This is a genomic window from Streptomyces sp. NPDC047002 (assembly GCF_040704505.1).
Classification (GTDB): domain Bacteria; phylum Actinomycetota; class Actinomycetes; order Streptomycetales; family Streptomycetaceae; genus Streptomyces.
The window spans coordinates 40,685-60,878 of record NZ_JBEYWC010000015.1 but is presented as its reverse complement, the minus strand read 5'-3'; the positions used below and the strand labels follow the sequence as shown (position 1 = coordinate 60,878).

The following is a 20,194-nucleotide window of genomic DNA, read 5'->3' as shown; positions in this document are numbered from 1 at the left end:
CGGCTCCTGGTGGCCGGGAGGGCAGCGGTCCGCGGAGCGTGGGCCACGGGCGCGGGGCAGCGGGCAGGGCCAGGGGCTCGGGCCGGAGGTGGGGCCGTGCGCCGTTCCGGACGGCCCAGGGGCGCATACCGCGGCCCCCGGGCCGTGGGGCCGCGGGCGGGGTTACTCCTTGCGGTAGGCGTACGCCTCTGATGCGGCGGCTGCGACCGCGTCCAGGTCGCCGCCTGCCGAGGCGGTGACCACGGCGGCGACCGCGCCCTCCACGAACGGGGCGTCCACCAGGCGCGCGCCCTGCGGCAGCTCGTCGCCCTCCGCCAGGAGGGTCTTCACCGTCAGGACGGCGCTGCCGAGGTCCACGAGGAGGGCGACACCGGCGCCGCCGTCCACGTCGGCGGCCGCCGCGGTGATCAGGTCGGCGCTGGTGCCGAGGCCGCCGTCGGGCGTGCCGCCCGCCGCGGCGACCGGGGCGCTGCCGCCGCCGCCCGCGAGGCCCTCCGCCAGCGCGGCCACCGCTGAGGCGACGGCGGCGCTGTGCGAGACCAGCACGATCCCGACCCTGCCGGGCGCCGCGGCGCTCACCGGGCGCCCCCGGCCGTCTGCGCCAGCGTCGCGACCAGCAGCGCCGCCGACGTGGCGCCGGGGTCCTGATGGCCGATGCTGCGTTCGCCCAGGTAGCTGGCCCGGCCCTTGCGCGCCCGGAGCGGCGTCGTCGCCTCCGCGCCCTCCGCGGCGGCGCGCGCCGCTGCCTCGTACGACGTGGCGAGGGCCTCCGCCGCAGGTTCGAGCGCGTCCAGCATCGTCTTGTCGCCCGCCGCGGCGCCCCCCAGCTGCGCCACCGCCGCCACGGCCTGCCCGAGGGCACCGGCGAGCCGCTCCCTGTCCACGCTCTCCGCGTCGCCGAGCGCCTTGCCCGTGCGCCGCAGCAGCGTGCCGTACAGGGGGCCGGAGGCGCCGCCCACCGTCGAGATCAGCTGACGTCCCGCGAGCGTCAGGACGGCGCCCGGCGTGGCGGGGGCGTCCTTCGCGAGGACGTCGGCCACGGCCCTGAAGCCGCGCCTGAGGTTGCTGCCGTGGTCGGCGTCGCCGATCGCCGCGTCCAGGTCGGTCAGATGCGCCGCCTCCCGCCCGACGGCGGCAGCGCAGGCCGTGAGCCACCTGATGAAGAAGGCCGCGTCCAGGTCCTGCTGCGACTGTTGCTCTGCCACGTCATCTCCTCGCGCCCGTACTGCCTGCTGCCCGCGCCGCCCGGGGCGGCCGCGTACCCGTGCACCGGGAGCCGGCGGCCCCCTGGCGCCTCAGCGGCCCCAGCGCAGCGCGGGGGTCTCCACCGGCGCGTCCCACAGCCGCAGCAGGTCCTCGTCCACCTCGCAGAGGGAGACCGAGCAGCCCGCCATGTCCAGGGACGTCACATAGTTGCCGACGAGCGTACGGGCCACCGAGACGCCGCGCTCACCCAGCACCCGCTGGACCTCGGCGTTGAAGCCGTACAGCTCCAGGAGCGGCGTCGCGCCCATGCCGTTGACCAGGGCGATCACAGGACCGCGCGGCTGCAGGTCGTCGAGCACGGCGCCCACGGCGAAGTCCGCGATCTCCCGCGAGGTCATCATGGCGCGCCGCTCGCGGCCCGGCTCGCCGTGGATGCCGATGCCGAGTTCGAGCTCGCCCTCGGGCAGGTCGAACGTGGGGCTGCCCTTCGCGGGCGTGCTGACGGCGGTCAGCGCCACACCGAAGCTGCGCGAGGACTCGTTGACCTGCCGGCCGATCGCCTCGACCCGCTCAAGCGGGAGGCCCTCCTCGGCCGCGGCGCCCGCGATCTTCTCCACGAACAGGGTGGCGCCCGTGCCGCGCCTGCCCGCGGTGAACAGGCTGTCGGTCACCGCCACGTCGTCGTTGACGAGGACCTTCGCGACCTGCACGCCCTCGTCCTCGGCCAGCTCGGCCGCCATGTCGAAGTTGAGCACGTCGCCCGTGTAGTTCTTCACGACGAACAGCACGCCCGCGCCGCTGTCCACCGCCGCTGCCGCCCTGACCATCTGGTCGGGCACCGGGCTGGTGAACACCTCACCGGGGCAGGCGGCGGAGAGCATGCCGGGCCCGACGAAGCCGCCGTGCAGCGGCTCGTGCCCCGACCCGCCGCCGGAGACCACGCCCACCTTCCCCGCGACCGGGGCGTCGCGCCGTACGACGACACGGTTGTCGACGTCCACCGAGAGCGAGGGGTGTGCGGCGGCCATGCCGCGCAGGGCGTCCGCGACCACGGTCTCGGGCACGTTGATGAGCATCTTCACGGGGTGCCTCCCAGTCGGGCGTTCCTTGCGCCCAGTATCGGCCCTGCGGCGGCGCAGGTCATCCGCGGGGACGTGCCGCCGCCCCGCCCGCGCCGGGCGCAGGGGCAGGCGCGCGCCGCCGGTCCCGCACGGCCTCTCGGCGGTGTACGAAACCGGCGGCGCGCGCCGTCGGCGGTCCGCGCGCGGCTCAGCGGCCCGGCCGGCCGCCGTCGTCCGCGCGCTCCGGTCTGCGGCCGCGGAACGGGCAGCCGGTCAGCGGCTTGTCGTTGTCGTCCGGCAGGAAGTACTGCCGCCACTCACGGTTCTCCGGGTCGCCGTAGGAGCCGAGCTCGGGCGCCGGGTCGACGCTGTCGAAGCGGCGCAGCCTGGTGCGGATGACCCGCCGGGCGGCGCTGCCGCGCGCGCTGTCGGGTTCGAGGCCCTCGAAGACCCAGCGCGGCTGGAACGTGATGATGAACACCGGGCTGTGCCGGCTGCGCCGCTCGGAGTGCGAGGGCGTGTTGCACACCACGAAGATCTCCGTGCCGTCGAAGCTGAACTCCCACATGTGGTGTTCAGGGTCGCTGGGCAGGCCCTCGGGCCAGGGCTTCTCGTCCTCGTCGTGCAGGTACTGCAGGATCGACCAGAACCGCTCGTTGTACGCGGTCAGCCCGCGCGCGGGCGCGTCGTCGCGGAAGAAGACCACGAGCGAGGTGTCGCGGGAGATCTCCTTGTACTGGTCGAGGTAGGCGGACAGGATGCCCGGCAGCTCCTTCCACGCGGCCTGGTCGTCCAGGCCGTCGATGAAGCCGAAGCGCAGGGTGTTGCGTTTCGCCGCGGAGACGGCGAACGTGCAGGGGAACGGATCCGCGGGGGCGACGAGCGTGCCGAGCAGGTCGCGGGCGTGCTCGGCCCCCCAGGCGGGGAGCGCTCCGATTGTCAGGCGACGTATGTCGCCGTCGGCGGAGGGTGTTTCCTCGCCGGCAGCGTCGACCGATGACACCATCAACTCCGTGGTGGTAAGGGAAAGGGGAACAGCGCCACCTGACGTTCAGTCGAACTCGCGCAGCATCTCTTCCGGGATGATGGGCTGGTGGTAGGTGCACGAGCCGGAGAGCACGGTGGAGCCGTGCAGCCGGGAGACCGGGATGAGGAGTTTGTCGCCCTCGTTCAGCTCGATCTTGTGCGTGACGTTGTTCCAGAAGTGCATGCGACCGGACTCGATCATCACGAGCCGGTGCTCGTTGTGCACATGGGTGGTCGAGGTCTCGTCGCAGGTCTCGACGAAGGTGTCCAGGTCGACCGTGATGTTCTCCGTGGTGAGTTTGCGGTCGATGCGGGCGGCCTTGTCCTGGTACTCCTCGATGCGGTCGGCCCAGGTGACCTGGGTGCCGAGGTCGCCGTCCCACAGCTCGGTGAACCAGGCGGCGTCCGCGAAGCCCCGGTGGAACTCGCTGACCACGTCGGAGCCGAAGCGCTCGACCAGCGGCTCGATCAGGGACAGGACCCGCTGTTCGAGCTCGTCCCCGGTGAGGTCGGCGATTTTCCCGAGGAAGGCGGGGCGTGCGCCGAGCGTCTCCTCGAAGACGTCGGCGAGGTGCGGCGCGGTGACGGCGCGGTCGATCTCGAACTGGATCCAGGCGCCGAGGAACGCGAAGGCGTTCTCGCGGTTGCGGCCCAGGTAGTGCAGGTGGTTGCCGCGCGCGAGCGAAGTGCCCAGGTACAGCTGCCAGTAGGCGGCGGTGCCCGTGGTCAGCTCGGCGGAGGCCAGCATCGCGCGGTAGTCCTCGGCGTCGTCCTCCCAGCGCCGGTACGCGTCGAGCAGCAGCCCGCGCAGGCCCGGGTGGGCGAGGCCGTACTCGCCGACCGCCATGTGGCCCACGGCGTCGTACGCGGCGGGGACGAAGGCGCTCAGCTGGAGCATGAGGAACGTCGCGGCCTCGCGGCGGCCCTTGGTGTCGGAGACCGCCTTGGCCGCGCGGTCGGCCTCGGTGCGCCTGCGGTCGAGGTAGGCGCGCACATGCTCGACGAGGCCCGCGGTGTCGTGCCGCGCCAGCGGCTCGCGCACGTCGTCGAGCAGGGTGAACAGGTGGCGTTCGAGGATCGGTTGGGCGAGCGCGGAGAGTATCCGGTTGCTCGTGCTGTAGAACGCGGCCTTGCTGGTGGCGGCCGGGTCGCCGGCGGCCGGCGGCAGGTAGAGCAGGTCGGCGTCGTAGACGTTGCGCAGCATGCGGTGGCCGAGGAGGGCCGACAGCCGCAGGGCCTTCTCCTTCGGCATCGGCTTGGAGTAGTCGAGCCACGCGAGGTCGTCCGGGCGCACGGGGCGCCGGTACGGGTTGTCCTCGGTCGTCAGCTCCTCCCACTCCGCCGCGCTGAACGCGGCGTTGGCGGCGAACGCTTTGACGATCCCATTGGCTTGGGCGGGGTCCTTGCTGTCGATCAGCGATGCCAGGTCGGTGTAGGAAGCGTTCACGACCGGTTGTTCCCTTCGTGAGGACGTCTCAGCTCGAACGAAAGGTAGGTTAGGCTAACCTAAGTTTGATGACAAGGGGTGGGGTGCCCCACCCGGTGCGGAACGGGCCAACCCCGGAGCTTCGCGCAGGTCCCGCCGCCGGTGGCGGGGTGGCCTCAAGGCCCCCGCGCGGCAGGCGGGCCGGGGGACTCCTTGACCCGCGTGAGTAAGGTTAGGCTAATCTAACGCCCCGAGGTTCGCGAGCCTTTCGCAGTTTTCCGGCCGACCCGAGGAGCCCGCCGCAGTGAACGCCGAAGGACCGAACGCGCGGGCGGGGAACGCCGACCGGGCGCACGGCGCCCGCCGTCACGGCCGCTGACCGGCCCCGGCGGGCCCGAGCCGCACCACGCGACGGCCCCGGTCGGGGCAGCCGTGCCCCGGGCCCGCGCGGCCGGCCGTCCGACCGCACCCACGACCGTCACCGTCCCTTCCACGGCTGTGCCAGAACGCGGAGTTCCGAGACTGATGACCACAGACGAAACGATCACTGTGACAACGCCGGTGCGCAGGACCGTGCCGCTGGGCGGCGACCCCGTCGCCCTCGCCGCCGGACTGCTGCGCCACGGGCTCTCCGACACACAGCTGCTCTACGAGCGCGACGCCGACGTACGCGTCGGGGTGGGCGTACTCGCCGAGGTCACGCTGACGGGGCGGGCCGCCGTCTCGCGCGGCCCCTGGGGCGAGCGCACCCTCGCCACCGCGGGCGACCCGCTGGGCGCCTTCGCCCGGCTGCTCGGCGAACTGCCGCTGCCCGGCTGGTCCGGCTACGGCTGGGCCGCCTTCGAACTCGCCCACGCCCTCGCGGGGCACGACGTGCCCGCCGACGCCACCCTGGTGCGCGCCGTCGTGCCGAGAACCGAGGTGCGCCTGTGCCCGGGAGCCGCGGTCATCACCTCCGACACACCCCAGCAACTCGACCTCGTCACCTCGCTGCTCACCGGACCCGCAGGCGCGCCGGACGCGCACCAGGACCGCCACGAGCCCGTCGAGGTGCCTGTCGAGGTACGCGACGAGCACTACCTGGCCGCCGTCGCCGACTGCGTACGCGCCATCAAGGCGGGGGAGTTGCAGAAGGTCGTGCTCTCCCGTGAACTGCCCGTCGCGGGCCCCGTCGACTTCGTCGCCAGCTACCTCGTCGGCCGCCGCCACAACACACCGGCCCGCTCCTTCGTCGTCGACACCCCGGACCTGCGCGCCTTCGGCTTCAGCCCGGAGACCGTGGCGGAGATCGACGTCGACGGCACCGTGCGCACCCGCCCCCTCGCCGGCACCCGCGCGCGCACCGGCGACGCCGAGGACGACCTGCGGCTGCGCGGCGACCTGACCACGGACGCCAAGGAGGTGTACGAGCACGCCGTCTCCGTCAAGCTCGCCCACGAGGAGCTCACCCGGATCTGCAGGACCGACACCGTGGCCGTGCCCGAGTTCATGGACGTCAAGGACCGCGGCAGCGTGCAGCATCTCGGCTCCACGGTCACCGGACGGCTGCCCGAGGCACGGGACTCGGGCGACGCGCAGACCCGCGCCTGGCGCGCCTTCGGCGCGCTCTTTCCCGCGGTGACCGCTTCCGGCGTCCCCAAGCGCGCCGCCTACCCGGTGATACGCGACCACGAGCCCACCCCGCGCGGCCTCTACTCGGGCGCGGTGTTCAGCGTCGACTCCGACGGCGCGCTCGACGCCGCGCTCGTCCTGCGCACCGCGTTCGGCGTGGGCGACCGCGTCTGGCTGCGTGCGGGCGCGGGCATCGTCAGTCAGTCGCGCCCCGAGCGCGAGTTCACCGAGACCTGCGAGAAGCTCAACAGCGTGGCCCGCTACCTGGTGCGCCCCGCCACCCGCTGACCGGAGGACGTACGGACCGGCGCGGCGTGCGCGCCGGTCCGTACCCGTGGGCGCGCACACCACAGCGGGAAAACCCTCGGGGCGGCCCGGCCGTGAGGCGGGCCGCCCCGAGGCGCGTCCGGGGGCGGCGGGGCCCGGACGCCTCCCACGGCGGGCGCCGCGGGAGCGCACGGGGGATCCCGCTCAGCCGGCGGCGAGCTCGCTCGCCAGCTCCTCGGGGGTCATCGACGCGACCGCCAGGGTGAGTTCGGCGATCTCCTCCCAGCCGGGGTCGGCGGCGAGCAGCGCACGCGCCATGCCGGCGACCGTGTGCGAGCCCAGCACGTCCTGCACGCGCACCGCGTCCGTCTGCGTGAGGTCGCGCAGCCCGGCCACGATCCGGGTGGCGAGCACCGAGTCGCCGCCGCTGCCGATGAAGTCGTCGTCGGGCCCGAGGTCCTGCGCCCGCAGGACCTCCTGCCACACCTGGAGCAGCAGCGTCTCCAGCGGCCCCGTGGGCGCGGCGGACTGCGCGGACTCCCGCTCCTCCCACAGCGCGCCGGCGATCGCCGCACGGTCCGGCTTGCCGTTGCGGTTCAGCGGCAGCCCGTCCCGTACGACGACCCGGTCGGGCACCATGTAGCCGGGCAGCAGGTCCCCGGCGCCCGCGCGCAGCGCCTCCTCGTCCGTGCCGGGGTCCGCCTCGACCATCGCGCGCAGGGAACCGCCGCGCCGGTCGGAGCAGCAGGCCACCGCGCGCCTCACCCCGGGCTGTGCGGCGAGCGCCGCCTCCACCTCGCCCAGCTCGATCCGGTAGCCCCGCAGCTTGACCTGCTGGTCGGCGCGGCCGAGGAACTCCAGCACCCCGCCGGGCAGATAGCGTGCGAAGTCGCCGGTCCTGTACCAGCGGAGCCCGCCGTGCTCCACGAACCGGTCGGCGGTGCGCACCGGATCGCCGCGGTAGCCCCTGGCCAGTCCTGCGCCGCCGATCCACAGCTCGCCCGCCGCCCACTCGGGCCGGTCGCGCCCCTGCTCGTCGACGACCCGGCACGCCACGCCGCCCAGCGGCGCCCCGTACGGGACGGCCCGCCAGGAGGCGGGCAGCGCGTCCGGGTCCTCGACCTCGTACACCGTCGAGTGGATGGCCGTCTCCGTCGTACCGCCGAGCGCCACGAACCGGCAGCCGGGCACCCGCGCGGCCAGCCGCCCCGGCAGGTCGGTCCCCACCCAGTCGCCGCCGAGCAGCACCACTCTGAGCGAGTCGCCGAGCCCGGCGTCCGCCGCGTCCCCCGCCGCGACCAGCAGCATGTCGAGCAGCACGGGCACGCAGTTGAGCACCGTCACCCGGTGCCTGCGCACCAGCGCAGCCCAGGCGCGCGCGTCGCCGCGCTCCGCCTCGCGCACCACGACGACGGCGCCGCCCGCGGTCAGCGCGGCGAACACGTCGAACACGGACAGGTCGAACTCCATCGCCGACACACCGAGGGTGCGGTCACGCGGACCGAGGCCGTACCGCTCGACGAGGTCCGCGATCGTGTTCATCGCGGCCTCGTGGCCGACCTCGACGCCCTTCGGCTCGCCGGTCGAGCCCGAGGTGAACAGCACATAGGCGGGCGCGAGTTCCGCCGCGCCGGCGCCCTCGCCCAGGTGCGGCGCCGGCAGCGGCTCGCCGTGGCCGAGCGCGTCGGCGGGGCGCAGCACCGCCACCCCGTCACCGGCCCCGGACGCCCGGTCCGTGACGACGACCCGGCAGCCCGCGAGGGACAGCACCCGGCGCAGCCGGGCGTCCGGCTGGTCCGCCCCGATCGGCAGGTACGTGCAGCCCGCGGCGAGCACCCCGAGCACCGAGGCGATCTGCTCGGGGCCCTTGGGCAGGCTCACCGCGACGGTGTCGCCCGGTGCCGCGCCCGCCGCGCGCAGGGCGCCCGCCGCCCGCAGCGCCCGGTCGGCGAGCTGCCCGTAGCTCAAGCAGCCGTCCTCGCCCCACAGCAGCGCCGGCGCCTGAGGAGTGCGCGCGGCGGCGGCGAAGAACCCGGAGTGCAGCAGGCCGTCCGGCTGCGGGCGGGCCGCCGCGGCACCTGCCTGCTCGCGCTCCCTCAGCTGCCGCGCGGGCAGCAGGGCGCCGACCGTGGACGTCCAGGCGGCGGCGTCGCCGGTGAGCCGGTCGAGCAGGGCGGTGAACGCGGAAAACATCGCGTCGGCGACGCCGGGGAGCAGCACGTCCTCGCGCACGTCCCAGTTGACGAGCACCTCGCCCGCCACCTCGGTGACCTGCGCGTCGAGCACCACCTGCGGGCCCTGCGAGATCATCCAGACCGGCTCGCCGAAGGCGTCGGTCACCTCGGGGGCGAACAGGTCGCCGAGCCCCAGCGCGCTGGTGAACACGACCGGCGCCACCACCGGGGAACCCGTCGCCCTGCCCAGCTCGCGCAGCAGGTGCACCCCGGAGAAGGCGGCGTGCCGCGCCCGCTCGTGCAGCTGCGCCTGGAGCCCCAGGGCGCGCTCGGCGAACGGCTCGGGCCGCGACACGTCCGCGCTCAGCAGCACCGACGAGGTGAAGTCGCCGACCAGCCCGGGCACCGCGGGGTCGAGCGGCTCGCGGTCGAACAGCGGCACGTTGAGCAGGAGCCGCGGGCTCGCGCTCCACGCGCCGATCACCTCGGCGTACGCGGTGGCGAACGCCACGGCGAGGGTGACGCCGTGGGCGCGGGCGCGGGCGGCGAGCCCGTCGCGCTGCGCGGCCGTCAGCCGGTGGGCGCGGCGTCCGATGCGCTCGGGGCGGACCGGCCGCGGGTCGGCGGGCAGCTCGGGGGCGTCGGGCAGCGAGTCGAGCCGCTCCCGCCACCACCGCGCGTCGCGCTCGACGGCGGCGGCGCCCGCGTCCGCGTGCTCCGCGAGGTAGCGCCGGTAGTCGTAGGCGGGCGCGGGCGGCAGCGCCGCACCGGTCGCGTAGGCGCGGGCCAGTTCCGCGAGCAGCAGCCGGTAGCTGCGCGCGTCCGCCGCCACCATGTCCACGTCCACGGCGACCCGGGTGCGCCCGCCGGGCAGCAGCGCGAGTCCGATCTCGAAGACCTGGCCCTCCTCGATCGCGAGCGTCTGGTGCGAACGCTCCTCCCGCAGCCGTGTCAGCGCGCGGTCCGCCTCCTGGGGGTCCGCACCGCGCAGGTCCGTCACCGCCACCGGGGTGAAGGGCCGCTCGGCGAGCACCCGCTGCCCGCCGTCCCCGGTGACCTGGACCCTGAGCATCGGGTGGCGCCGCGTCACCTCGCCGACCGCGCGGGCCAGCCGCTCCGGGGCGACCCCCGCGCCGTCGAACTCGGTGTAGAGGTGGGCGGCGACGCCGCCGAGCCGCTGGCCCGGCTCCCGGCCGATCCAGTAGGCGTGCTGGAGCGGGGCGAGCGGGAACGTGCCGTCCCCTGCGCCGTCCGCCGTCTCTGCGGCCTCTGCGGCCTTTGAGGCATCCGCGGGCGCGCCGGCAGCTGCTCCGGGCGCCGGGTCGGCGGCGGCGTCCGCCGCGAGCAGCAGGGTCCGCCAGTGCGCCAGGGTCGGCTGTACGGCCAGGTCGCCGAAGGAGACGTCGACGCCTTCCCGGCGCCAGCGCGCGGCGAGCCGCATCAGGCCGATCGAGTCGAGCCCCCACTCGATGAGGTTGTCGGACTCCTCGGGGACCTCGTCCCCCTCGGTCAGCTGGGCGCGCACGTCGCCGATGAGGGCGTCGACGCTGCTGGCATCAGTCATGGAGCGTGTTCCGATCACTCGTCGCGGATGAGGTGTCTGTGCCGCCCGCGGGGGCGCCAGGCGGTGCGAAGCGGCGGCGCAGCCGGTCGAGCTGGCCGCCGGAGAGCGCGACCAGGTTCGGGCGGCGCGGCTCCGGCAGCGCGGGCGCGGCGCCCTCGGCGGCGGCCTCCGCGGCGGCCTCGGGGGCGTCCCGCAGGTGGGCGAGGAGCCCGCCCACTGCCTCGGCCCAGCGAGCGGCGAGCCGGTCGACGTCCGCGGCGGGCAGCAGCTCGGGCAGGTACGTCCACGAGACGCGCAGCCGCGGCTCGTCGCCCGTGCCGTCCACCGCGGCGTTGACGTCCAGCACGTGCGCCACCGGCATCGCGGGATCGCCCGCGCCGCCGAGCGGGCCCGCGGCCGAGTCGAGCGACCAGTCCTCGGCGCCGCCGCCGAACCTGCCCAGGTAGTTGAAGCCGACCAGCGGCTCGGGCAGCGCCGCGAGCACGGCCGTGCTCGCCCCGCCCGCGTACCGCAGCAGCCCGTACTCCAGGCCGTGGTCGGGCAGTCCTGCGACGGCCCTGCCGACCCTGGCGAGCAGCAGGCCGGCGTCGGGCCCGCCCGCCGCGACCTCCGCGAGGTCGAGGCCCGAGGCGTCGAGCCGTACCGGGAAGGCCGTGGTGAACCAGCCGACCGTCCTCGTCAGGTCGCTGCCCGGCACCACCTGCTCCTCCCGGCCGTGGCCTTCGAGGCGCACCAGCGGCGCGGGCTCGGCGCCCGTGCCCGCGAGCGCCGCGACCAGCGCCGCGAGCAGGACGCGCTGGGCGTCGGCGCGCCCGCCCGCGTCCGCGCCGTCGAGCGCCGTGGAACCGGCGACCCGCAGCACCTCGCGGGTCAGCGCTGCCGGCAGCTCCGTCACCGTCCTGCGGGTCGCGGCGAGCACGTCGCGCTCGGGCGAGAGCGGCCGGTCCGCGAGGCGCGGCGGCGGCCCGGCAAGCCGGTCGCGCCACGCGGCCGCCCGCCCCTCGGCGTCGGCCGACGCCGCGTCGGCCGCGGCGAGCGCCCAGGCGCGGAAGGACGTGCCGACGGGCGCGAGCCGCACGGGCCTGCCTGCCGCGGCCGCCTCGTAGGCGGCGGCCAGGTCGGTCAGCAGCACCCGCCAGGACACGCCGTCGACCACCAGGTGGTGGGCGACGAGCAGCAGCCGGCCCTGCCCGCCTGGGCCCGCGTCCCACCAGACCGCGCGCAGCATCCGGCCGCCTGCCGGGTCCAGCAGCTCCGCCTCGCGCCGTACGGTCTCCGCCAGGGCCTCGGGCTCCGGCACCCCCTCGACGCGGCGCGGCGGTTCGCCGGGGCCGTCGCCCGGCGGCTCGACCAGCAGGCGCGGCGCCGAGGTGCCCCCGTCGTCCGCGGGCCGCGCGGCGGCGGACTCCAGCCGGGCGCGCAGCATGTCGTGGGTGCGTACCACCGCGTCGAGGGCCGCCGTCAGCCAGTCGGCGCGCGCGCCCGCCGGGGTCCTGACGACCACGGACTGAGCGAACCCCTTGACGGGCCCGCCCCGGTCGAGCAGCCGCCGCATGATCGGCGTCAGCGGCACGGGCCCGTGCGCCGGCACCTCGGCCGCCCTGCGCACCGGGTCGGGCGCCGACTCCTCGGCCAGCCGCGAGAGCCCCGCGGGCGTGGGCGCCTCGAAGACCTGCCGGGGTGAGCACCGCAGCCCCGCAGCGCGGGCCAGCGTGACCAGCCGCAGCGAGCTGATGCTGTCGCCGCCGAGCGCGAAGAAGTTGTCGTCGGGACCCACCGACGGCAGGTCGAGCACCTCGGCGAACAGGCCGCACAGCACCGTCTCGCGCTCCCCGTCGGGCGCCCGGCCGCCGTCCGCCGCCGGGCGCTCGGGGGCCGGCAGCGCCCGCCGGTCCACCTTGCCCGACGAGGTGAGCGGCAGCGTGTCGAGCACCACGATCCACGTGGGCACCAGCTGTTCGGGCAGCACCCCGGCCAGCGCCTCCCGCAGCGCTTCGGGGTCCGGCGGGACGGCCCCGGCCTCCGGCACGGCGTACCCGACGAGGCGGGTGCCGCCCGAGCCCTCCGCGCGTGGCACGACGGCAGCCGCGGCGATCCCCGGCAGCGCCGCGAGCGCCGCCTCGGCCTCGGCGGGCTCGACCCTGACGCCCCGGATCTTCACCTGGTCGTCGCCCCGGCCGAGGTATTCGAGCGAGCCGTCCGGGCCCGTCCGCACGATGTCGCCCGTGCGGTACAGGCGCGCCCCGCCGCCCGAGAAGGGGTCGGCCACGAAGTGGGCCGCCGTCAGGCCGGGCCTGCCCAGGTAGCCGCGCGCGAGCTGCACGCCGCCGAGGTACAGCTCGCCCGGCACGCCGGGCGGCACGGGCCGCAGCGCCCGGTCGAGCACATGCACCCGGGTGCCGTCCACGGGCCGCCCGATCGGGACGGTGGGACCGGAGGCGGCGTCCCGATCGGCCCCGTGGCGCGCCGCGGTGACGTCGATGGTGGCCTCCGTCGGTCCGTACAGGTTGTGCACCTCGACCCCGAGCGCGGCGGCCCGCGCTGCGAGATCGGCGGGCAGCGCCTCGCCGCTGCACAGCAGCCTGCGCAGCGGGGGAGACCCGGCGGGCCGCGCGTCGTCCAGATAGGCGCGCAGCATCGACGGCACGAAGTGGGCGGTCGTCACGCCCTCGGCGCGGATCAGCCCCGCCAGGTAGCCGGGGTCCTGGTGCCCGCCGGGCTCGGCGACGACCACCCGCGCGCCGACCGCCAGGGGCAGCAGGAGCTCCCACACCGCCACGTCGAAGCTGATCGGCGTCTTGTGCAGGACGACGTCCTCGGGGCCGATGCCGTGGGCACGCGCCGTCCACACCAGCCGGTTGTACAGCCCCTGCCGGGTCAGCACCGCCCCCTTGGGCTCGCCCGTCGAACCGGAGGTGAACACGGCGTAGGCGGGCTGGCCCGCGCGCACCGGGACCGGTTCCCGGCCCTCGGGACCGTCCTGCGCCAGGCCGTCGGCGTCGTCTGTGTCGTCGATGTCGTCGATGTCGTCGAGTACGAGCAGTGTGCCGCAGTCGTCAGCCGGCAGTGTCCCGGCGAGCGCACGCGTCGTCAGGACGGCCACAGGACGCGCCTGGCCGAGGACGCGGGCCAGCCGCGCCGGGGGCTGGCCCGGATCCAGCGGCAGGAACGCGGCGCCGGTGCGCAGCACCGCGGGCACCGCGGCGATCAGGTCGGCCGAGCGGTGCAGCGCGATCCCGACGAGCCGCTCGGGCCCCGCGCCGTGCGCGGTGAGCAGCCGCGCGATCCGGCGGCTCCTGGCCGCGAGCCACGCGTAGTCGTACGCGACCCCGTCGGCGGTCACCGCCGTCGCGTCCGGCGACGCGGCGGCCGCCCGGTCGATGGCCTCGACCACGTCGCCCGGGTGCGCGGGCGTCTGCGACGCGGCGCCGCGCGGCTCGCCGGGCAGCAGCGGGTCGAGCGCGCCGAGCGGCGCGTCGGGCCGCTCGGCGAGCCGCGCCAGCACGGCACGCAGCCGCTCGCCGATCGCCTCGACCCGCTCCCGGCCCAGCGCGGCGCCCCGGTAGCGCAGCCGCACCGTCAGCTCGTCGCCCGGCTGCACCAGCAGCGTCAGCGGATAGTGGGTGTCGTCGGACGAGTCGATGCCGAGCAGGTCGAGCCCGCCGCGCCCCGCGGTCGCCGCGAGCTCCGCCCGGTCGGCCGGGTAGTTCTCGAACACCAGCAGCGTGTCGAAGAGTTCACCGCCGCCCGCCTGCCGCTGGATCTCCGCGAGGCCCAGGTGCTGGTGGTCCATGAGCGCGCCCTGCTCGGCGTGCAGCCGCCGCAGCAGCTCGCCGAACGAGAGCCCGGGCTCGGCCCGTACCCGCACCGGGACGGTGTTGATGAACAGCCCCACGGTGCCCTCTGCGCCCGGCAGTTCCGGTGGGCGGCCGGAGACCGTGACGCCGAACACCGCGTCGCTCTCGCCGGTCAGCAGCCCCAGCACGGTGCCCCAGGCGGCGGAGAGCAGGGTGCCGACGGTGACACCCCGCTCCCTGGCCAGCGCCGTCAGCCGCCCCGTGAGCCCGGCACCCAGCGCCAGGGAGTGTTCAGCCGCCGCCCGGTGGCCGGTGTCGGTCGCCTCGTCCACCAGCCGCGTCGGCCCGGGCAGCCCGTCGAGCGCGGCGCGCCACGCCTCGGCCGCCGCCTCGGTGTCCCGCCCGGCGAGCCACCGCAGATGCGCGCGGTACTGGCCGGGAGGCGGCGCGAGCGCGTCGCCCGCGTACCCCGCGAGCAGGTCCCGGACGAGCAGCGGCAGCGACCAGCCGTCGAACAGCAGATGGTGGTTGGTCAGCAGCAGCCGGTGCTCCCCGTCGCCGAAACGCCCGAGCACCGCGCGCAGCAGCGGTGCGCGCGCCGGGTCGAACGGCGTGGCACGCTCCGTCTCCACCAGCTCGGCCCAGCGCAGCTCGCGCTCCGCCGCACCGAGCCCGCCGAGGTCGGCGGCCCGCCACGGCACCCGCACCTCGGCGGCGAAGCGCTGCACCGGGACGCCGTTCTCGTCGTGCCCGAAGGACGCGCGCAGGCTCTCGTGCCGGCGCGCCAGCCCGTCGACCGCGGCGCGCAGCGCCTCCTCGTCCAGCGCCCCGCCGAGGCGCAGGGTCAGCTGCGCCACATAGGCGTCGGCGCCCTCGCTCGACAGCGCGTGGAACAACAGGCCCTGCTGGAGCGGTGCGAGGGGCAGCGCGTCGCCGCCGCCTTCGCCTCCGCCGGGCCACGGCGCGCCGTCCGCGGCCTCCTCGCCCCGCGCGCCGTCCGCCGCGGCGGCGGCCCGCGCGGCGAGCCCGGCGACCGTGGGCGCGGCGAACACGTCGCGCACCGCGAGCCGCAGCCCCGCGGCGCGCGCCGCCGACACCAGCTGGATGGAGAGGATGCTGTCGCCGCCGAGCCGGAAGAAGTCGTCCTCCGCGCCCACTTCCGCCACCCCGAGCAGCCCGGCGACCAGCTCGCACAGCAGGGCCTCGCGCGCGTCGCGCGGCGGCCTCGACACCGTCCCGCGCCGCACCGGCGCGGGCAGCCTGGCCCGGTCGACCTTGCCAGAGGGCAGCAGCGGCATGGCCGTCAGCGCGGTGAACGAGGCGGGCACCATGTGCGCGGGCAACCGCTCCCCGAGCCAGCCGCGCAGCGCCTCCTCGCTCAACTCGGCGCCTTCTGCGGCCACATGATAGGCGGCGAGGCGCTTCGTACCGCCGTCGCTGCGCGCCACCACCGCGGCGCTGCGCACCGCGGGATGGCCGGAGAGCGCCGCCTCCACCTCCTCGGGCTCGACCCGCATGCCGCGGATCTTGACCTGGTTGTCGATCCTGCCGAGGAACTCCAGCGTGCCGTCGGGCCGCCGCCGCCCGAGGTCGCCCGTGCGGTACAGGCGCGCGCCGTCCGCGGAGAACGGGTCGGCGACGAACCGCTCGGCCGTCCTGCCGGGGTCGTCCACGTAGCCGCGGGCCAGCGGCAGCCCGCCCAGGTAGATCTCGCCCGGCACGCCGAGGGAGACCGGCCGCAGCTGCGCGTCCAGCAGGTGGATGACGGTGTTCGGGTTGGCGTGGCCGATGGTGACGGCGCCGCGCTCGTGCCCGGGTCCGTAGACCTCGTGGCTGACCCCGATCGTCGCCTCCGCCGGCCCGTAGCCGTGGTACAGGGTGGCGTCGAGCGCGGCGCGGAAGCGCGCGAAGAGCTCCGGTGTCAGGACCTCGCCGCCGCACCACACGTGCCGCAGGCAGGCCAGCCCCGCCGCGTGCTCCGTGCCGAGCATCACGTCGAGCAGCGAGGACGTCAGATAGCAGAAGGTGACGCGCCGGGTGGCGACCAGCCGGGCCAGCGCCTCCGCGTCGTGCTCGTCGCCCGGTGGGCACACCACCAGCGTCGCGCCGGTGACCAGCGGCAAAAAGATCTCGTTCACCGAGATGTCGAAGCCGAGCGGCGCCTTGAACAGGGCCGCGTCGCCCGGCCCGAAGTCCAGCAGCCCGCGCTGCCACAGCAGCCGGTTGGCTATCGCGCCGTGCCGGATCATGGCGCCCTTGGGCGTGCCGGTCGAGCCCGAGGTGTACATGATGTACGCCAGGCTGTCCGGCCCGAGGCGCGGCAGCCCCGGGGCGTCCGCCGGATCCCCGCCGTCCGCGCCGCCTGCGGCGTCGGGCGGCTCGACGGCCGCCGCACCGGACCCGGCGAACTCGGCGGGCTCCCGCGTCACCACCACGGTGGGCGCCGAGGTGCGGACCACCTCGGCGATCCGCTGCCGCGGCCAGGCGGGTTCGAGCGGTACGAAGGCCCCGCCGGCCCTGAGCGCCGCGAGCAGCGCGACCACCAGCTCGACCGAGCGGTCCAGGTGGACGCCGACGACCTTCTCCGGACCCACCCCGCGCGCCACCAGCTCCGCCGCGAGCCGCCGCGCCCGCGCGTCCAGGTCCGCGTACGTCACCTCGTCCTTCCCGCAGGCGACCGCGATCGCGTCCGGCGTCGCCGCGGCCTGGGCGGCGAACAGGTCGGCGAGGCTCGCCCGGCTGACCGGTGCGGCCGTCGCGTTGAACTCCTCGACCAGCAGACGGCGGTCGGCCTCCGGCAGGTGCTCGACGCGCGCCACGGACCTGTCGGGGTCGGCGGCCGCCTCCTCGGCGAGCTGCCGCAGCTCACGCCCGAGGCGTTCCGCGGTGGCCCGCTCGAACAGGGCGGTGCTGTAACGGACCACCGCGTGCGGCCCGGCCGGGCCTTCGTCGTCCACGACCGTGAAACTCAGGTCGAACTTGGCCACGTCGAGCCGAGCGGGCAACGGCTCGTCGGCGACCCCCGGCAGCCGCAGCGCGTCAGGCGCCGCGTCCACGTACATCAGCATCGTCTGGAACAGCGGGTTGCGGCCCAGCACCCGCGGTGGGTCGACCAGCTCGACCACCCGCTCGAACGGCAGGTCCTGGTGGTCGAAGGCGGCCAGGTCCGCCTCGGCGAGCCGGTCGACGAGCTCGGCGAACGCGGGATGGCCCGACAGGTCGGAGCGCAGCACCACCGTGTTGGTGAACATGCCGATCAGACCGCCGAGTTCGCCGGTACCGCGGCCCGAGACCGGCGTGCCGAGCGGCACGTCGGAGCCCCCGCCGTTGCGGGAGAGCAGCAGGGCGACGAGCGCGTGCCACACCGCGAACGGCGGCACTGAGCGCCGCACCGCGAGGGCGCGCAGCGCCGTCACCACGGCCCGCGGCACGGGCACCGACACCGCCTCGCCCGCCGGGTCGGGCTCAGCGGGCCGCGGCCGGTCGGCGGGCAGCGGGATCTGGTCGGGCAGGTCGTGCAGGGCCCCGCGCCAGAAGGCGCGCTGCCGCGCCATCTCCCCTTCGGGTTCCGCGAGTACGCGCCGCTGCCAGCGCGCGAAGTCGGCGTAGCGCGCGGGCAGGGCGGCGAACCGCGGCGCCTCGCCGGCGGCGCGCGCCCGGTAGGCCCGCGCCAGGTCGGAGCAGAGCACCGACTCCGACCACTCGTCGAACACCAGGTGGTGCAGGACGAACAGCAGGACGTACGCGCCCTCGCCCTCCTCGAAGAGCGTGACGCGCAGCGCTGGCTCGTCCTCCAGCCGGAAGACATGGCCCAGTTCGGCCTCGACGGCCGCATCGAGGTTCTCGAAGGCGTCCTCGGCCGGGCCCGTCGCGGCGTCCCCGCCCGCGGCCCGCCGCACGCGCAGCCCGGCGCCCCCGGCCAGCGCGTCACCGGTGGCAAGCACCCGGTGCACGACCGTGCCGTCCCGCTCGCCGAAGACGGCGCGCAGCACCTCGTGCCGCTCAAGAACGTCGGCGAGCGCCGCGCGCAGCGCCGCCACGTCGAGCGGCCCGCGCAGCCTGCGGCCCAGTGCCACGTTGTACTCGGCCGATGGACCGGTGCTCGCCCGCAGGAACCACAGCGCGCGCTGCCCGGCGGTGAGCGGCCCTGGCCCCTCCTCGCGGTCCCCACCGGTGACGGACCGCCAGTCGCCCGCGGACTCGCGCGGCGCGACGGCCGCGGCGAGCGCGGCCGGGGTGCGCAGCCCCACCACGTCGCGCAGCGACACGTCCGTGCCGAGCGCGGCCCGCAGCGCTGCGACCATCCGGGTCGCCAGCAGCGAGTTGCCGCCAAGCGCGAAGAAGTCGCCGTCCCGCGCGACGCTCCCCGCCGGCTGTTCGAGCAGCTCCGCCATCGTGTCGCGTACCAGCGCCTCCACCTCGGCCGGGGTGCGCGCGGCGCCGTCGCCCTGCTCTGTGTGTTCCGTGTGCTCCGCGTGTTCCGCGGGTGCGCCGACCGGTACGGGCAGTACGGAGACGGGCAGCGCGGAGACGGGCGCGTCCGGCGCGGCGACGGCCGCGCGCAGCAGCCCCCGCAGGTCGCCGAGGAGCGCGTCGAGCCGCTCCTTCGAGAACAGCGCGGCGTGGCACGTCGCCTCGATCTCCAACTCGCCGTCGACGAGGAACGCCTCGAAGGAGAGGTCGAACTGCGCGGTGCCGTTGTGCACGTTGCGCCACCGGGTGCGCAGCCCGGGAAGACGGGGGCCCGTCATGTCCTGGGTCAAAAACAGCAGCATGACGTTGAACAGGTCGCCGCCGTGCCGCGCCGCGTCGCCCCCGGCCCGCCGCAGCCGCGCGGCGACCGTGTCGTACGGCGCGTCCTGGTGCGTGAACGCCTCGGCGCGCACCGCGTCGGCGCGGCGCAGCAGCGTCTCGAAGGACGGGTCGCCCGCCACGTCGAGCCGCAGGACGAGGGTGTTGCCGAAGTTCCCCACGAGGGCCTGCGCCGCGCCCGTGTCGCGGTTCATGCCGGCGGAGCCGATGGGCAGGTCCGTGCCCGCGCCGTGCCGGTGCAGCAGCACGCCCATGGCGGCGAGGAGCAGCGTGAACGGCGTGACGCGCCGCCGGGCGGCGAACTCCGTCAGCACCGCGGTCTCCGCCGCGGGCAGCACGACCGACCTGCGCAGCCCGCCCTGTCCGCCCGGACGGTCTGCGGGCAGCCGCAGCGGCCCCGGCAGGCCCGCGAGCCTGCGCTCCCAGTGGTCGAGGTCGTCGCGGGCCGCGCGGCTCTCGCCCGCGCCCGCCGTGATCTCCGCGTACCGCGGCTCGATCGCCGCCACCGGCTCCCCTGCGCGCCCCTCGACGGCGGCGGTGTACCCGGCGCCGAGCTCCGCCGCGATCACCGGCCAGCTGCCGCCGTCCCAGGCGATGTGGTGCACCACCAGGCCGAGTACGTGCTCGTCGTCGCCCGTGCGCCACAGCGCGGTGCGCACCGGCCAGTCGCGCGCCAGGTCGAAGCGGTGCCCGGCGAGCCGGGCGAGCGCGGCGTCGAAGGCGCCGTCCTCCGCGTCCCTGAGGTCGGTGACCGGCAGCGGCAGGTCGGCGGGCGCGGGCGGCGGGTCGGCGATCTGCCGGGGGAACTCGTCGGCGCCGGTGACGTACCGGGTGCGCAGCACGTCGTGCCGTACGACGAGCGCCCGCAGCGCGTGCCGCAGCGCGGGGACGTCAAGCGGGCCCGAGAGGGTGACGGCGAGGCACACGTTGTAGGCGGCGCCCGTCGCGTCGAGGCGCTGGGCGAGCCACATGTGGCGCTGCCCGTCGCTGAGCGGCGCGAGGCCGCCGTCCGGCGCCGCGGCGCCGGACGGCCGCGGGTCCTTCGGGTCCTGGCCTGGCCCGCGGCCGAGCCCCCCGGCCGCGAGCCGCCTGCGCACCAGTGCACGCCGGAGCTCGGCGATGTCGTCCTTGTCCACTGCGGACTCGCCCTTCTGGAGGTTCACGTGGTTCGTCTTCGCGCGTCGTGCGGGGGAGGGGGAGCGGGCGCCGGCGCGCCGGCCGGCGCCCGCGGGCCCCGGCCGGCCGGCGCG

8 protein-coding genes are annotated in these 20,194 nt (G+C 76.1%); 1 reads left to right on the top strand and 7 read right to left on the bottom strand.

Annotated elements, in window-relative coordinates; genetic code table 11:
* Window positions 1–162: 162 nt before the first annotated feature.
* The 5 genes from AB0910_RS16405 to AB0910_RS16385 form a co-directional block, all read right to left on the bottom strand.
* The gene (locus AB0910_RS16405) at window positions 163–579 is read right to left on the bottom strand and encodes a PTS fructose transporter subunit IIA (protein ID WP_366745275.1); all 417 of its coding nucleotides are present in this window, start codon (window positions 577–579) and stop codon (window positions 163–165) included.
* On the bottom strand, window positions 576–1,205 hold the full coding sequence (gene dhaL / locus AB0910_RS16400; protein ID WP_366745274.1) for a dihydroxyacetone kinase subunit DhaL: 630 nt from the start codon (window positions 1,203–1,205) through the stop codon (window positions 576–578). The genes AB0910_RS16405 and dhaL overlap by 4 nt, the downstream gene beginning before the upstream one ends.
* A gap of 90 nt (window positions 1,206–1,295) precedes the next feature.
* Window positions 1,296–2,288: a dihydroxyacetone kinase subunit DhaK gene (gene dhaK, locus AB0910_RS16395; RefSeq protein WP_366745273.1), complete on the bottom strand. Its 993-nt coding sequence runs from the start codon at window positions 2,286–2,288 to the stop codon at window positions 1,296–1,298.
* A 187-nt stretch (window positions 2,289–2,475) separates the two neighbouring features.
* A complete protein-coding gene (locus AB0910_RS16390; RefSeq protein ID WP_366745272.1) occupies window positions 2,476–3,270 on the bottom strand; it encodes a YqcI/YcgG family protein in 795 nt (264 codons plus the stop codon).
* Window positions 3,271–3,318: 48 nt separating this feature from the next.
* On the bottom strand, window positions 3,319–4,740 hold the full coding sequence (locus AB0910_RS16385) for a hypothetical protein (protein WP_366745271.1): 1,422 nt from the start codon (window positions 4,738–4,740) through the stop codon (window positions 3,319–3,321).
* Window positions 4,741–5,244: 504 nt separating this feature from the next.
* Here AB0910_RS16385 and AB0910_RS16380 point away from each other — a divergent pair.
* On the top strand, window positions 5,245–6,618 hold the full coding sequence (locus AB0910_RS16380) for a salicylate synthase (RefSeq protein ID WP_366745270.1): 1,374 nt from the start codon (window positions 5,245–5,247) through the stop codon (window positions 6,616–6,618).
* Window positions 6,619–6,801: 183 nt separating this feature from the next.
* Here AB0910_RS16380 and AB0910_RS16375 read toward each other — a convergent pair whose 3' ends face one another.
* Window positions 6,802–10,335 carry an amino acid adenylation domain-containing protein gene (locus tag AB0910_RS16375; RefSeq protein WP_366745269.1) on the bottom strand — a complete coding sequence of 1,178 codons (3,534 nt, stop codon included), beginning with the start codon at window positions 10,333–10,335 and terminating at the stop codon, window positions 6,802–6,804.
* Window positions 10,328–20,107 carry an amino acid adenylation domain-containing protein gene (locus AB0910_RS16370; RefSeq protein ID WP_366745268.1) on the bottom strand — a complete coding sequence of 3,260 codons (9,780 nt, stop codon included), beginning with the start codon at window positions 20,105–20,107 and terminating at the stop codon, window positions 10,328–10,330. The genes AB0910_RS16375 and AB0910_RS16370 overlap by 8 nt, the downstream gene beginning before the upstream one ends.
* Between the last annotated feature and the right edge of the window lie 87 nt (window positions 20,108–20,194).

What these genes read in the sequence shown, in the direction of transcription:
- AB0910_RS16380 (WP_366745270.1), top strand. Translation starts at nt 5,245, where the DNA reads ATGACCACAGACGAAACGATCACTGTGACAACGCCGGTGCGCAGGACC.
- AB0910_RS16375 (WP_366745269.1), bottom strand. Translation starts at nt 10,335, where the DNA reads ATGACTGATGCCAGCAGCGTCGACGCCCTCATCGGCGACGTGCGCGCC.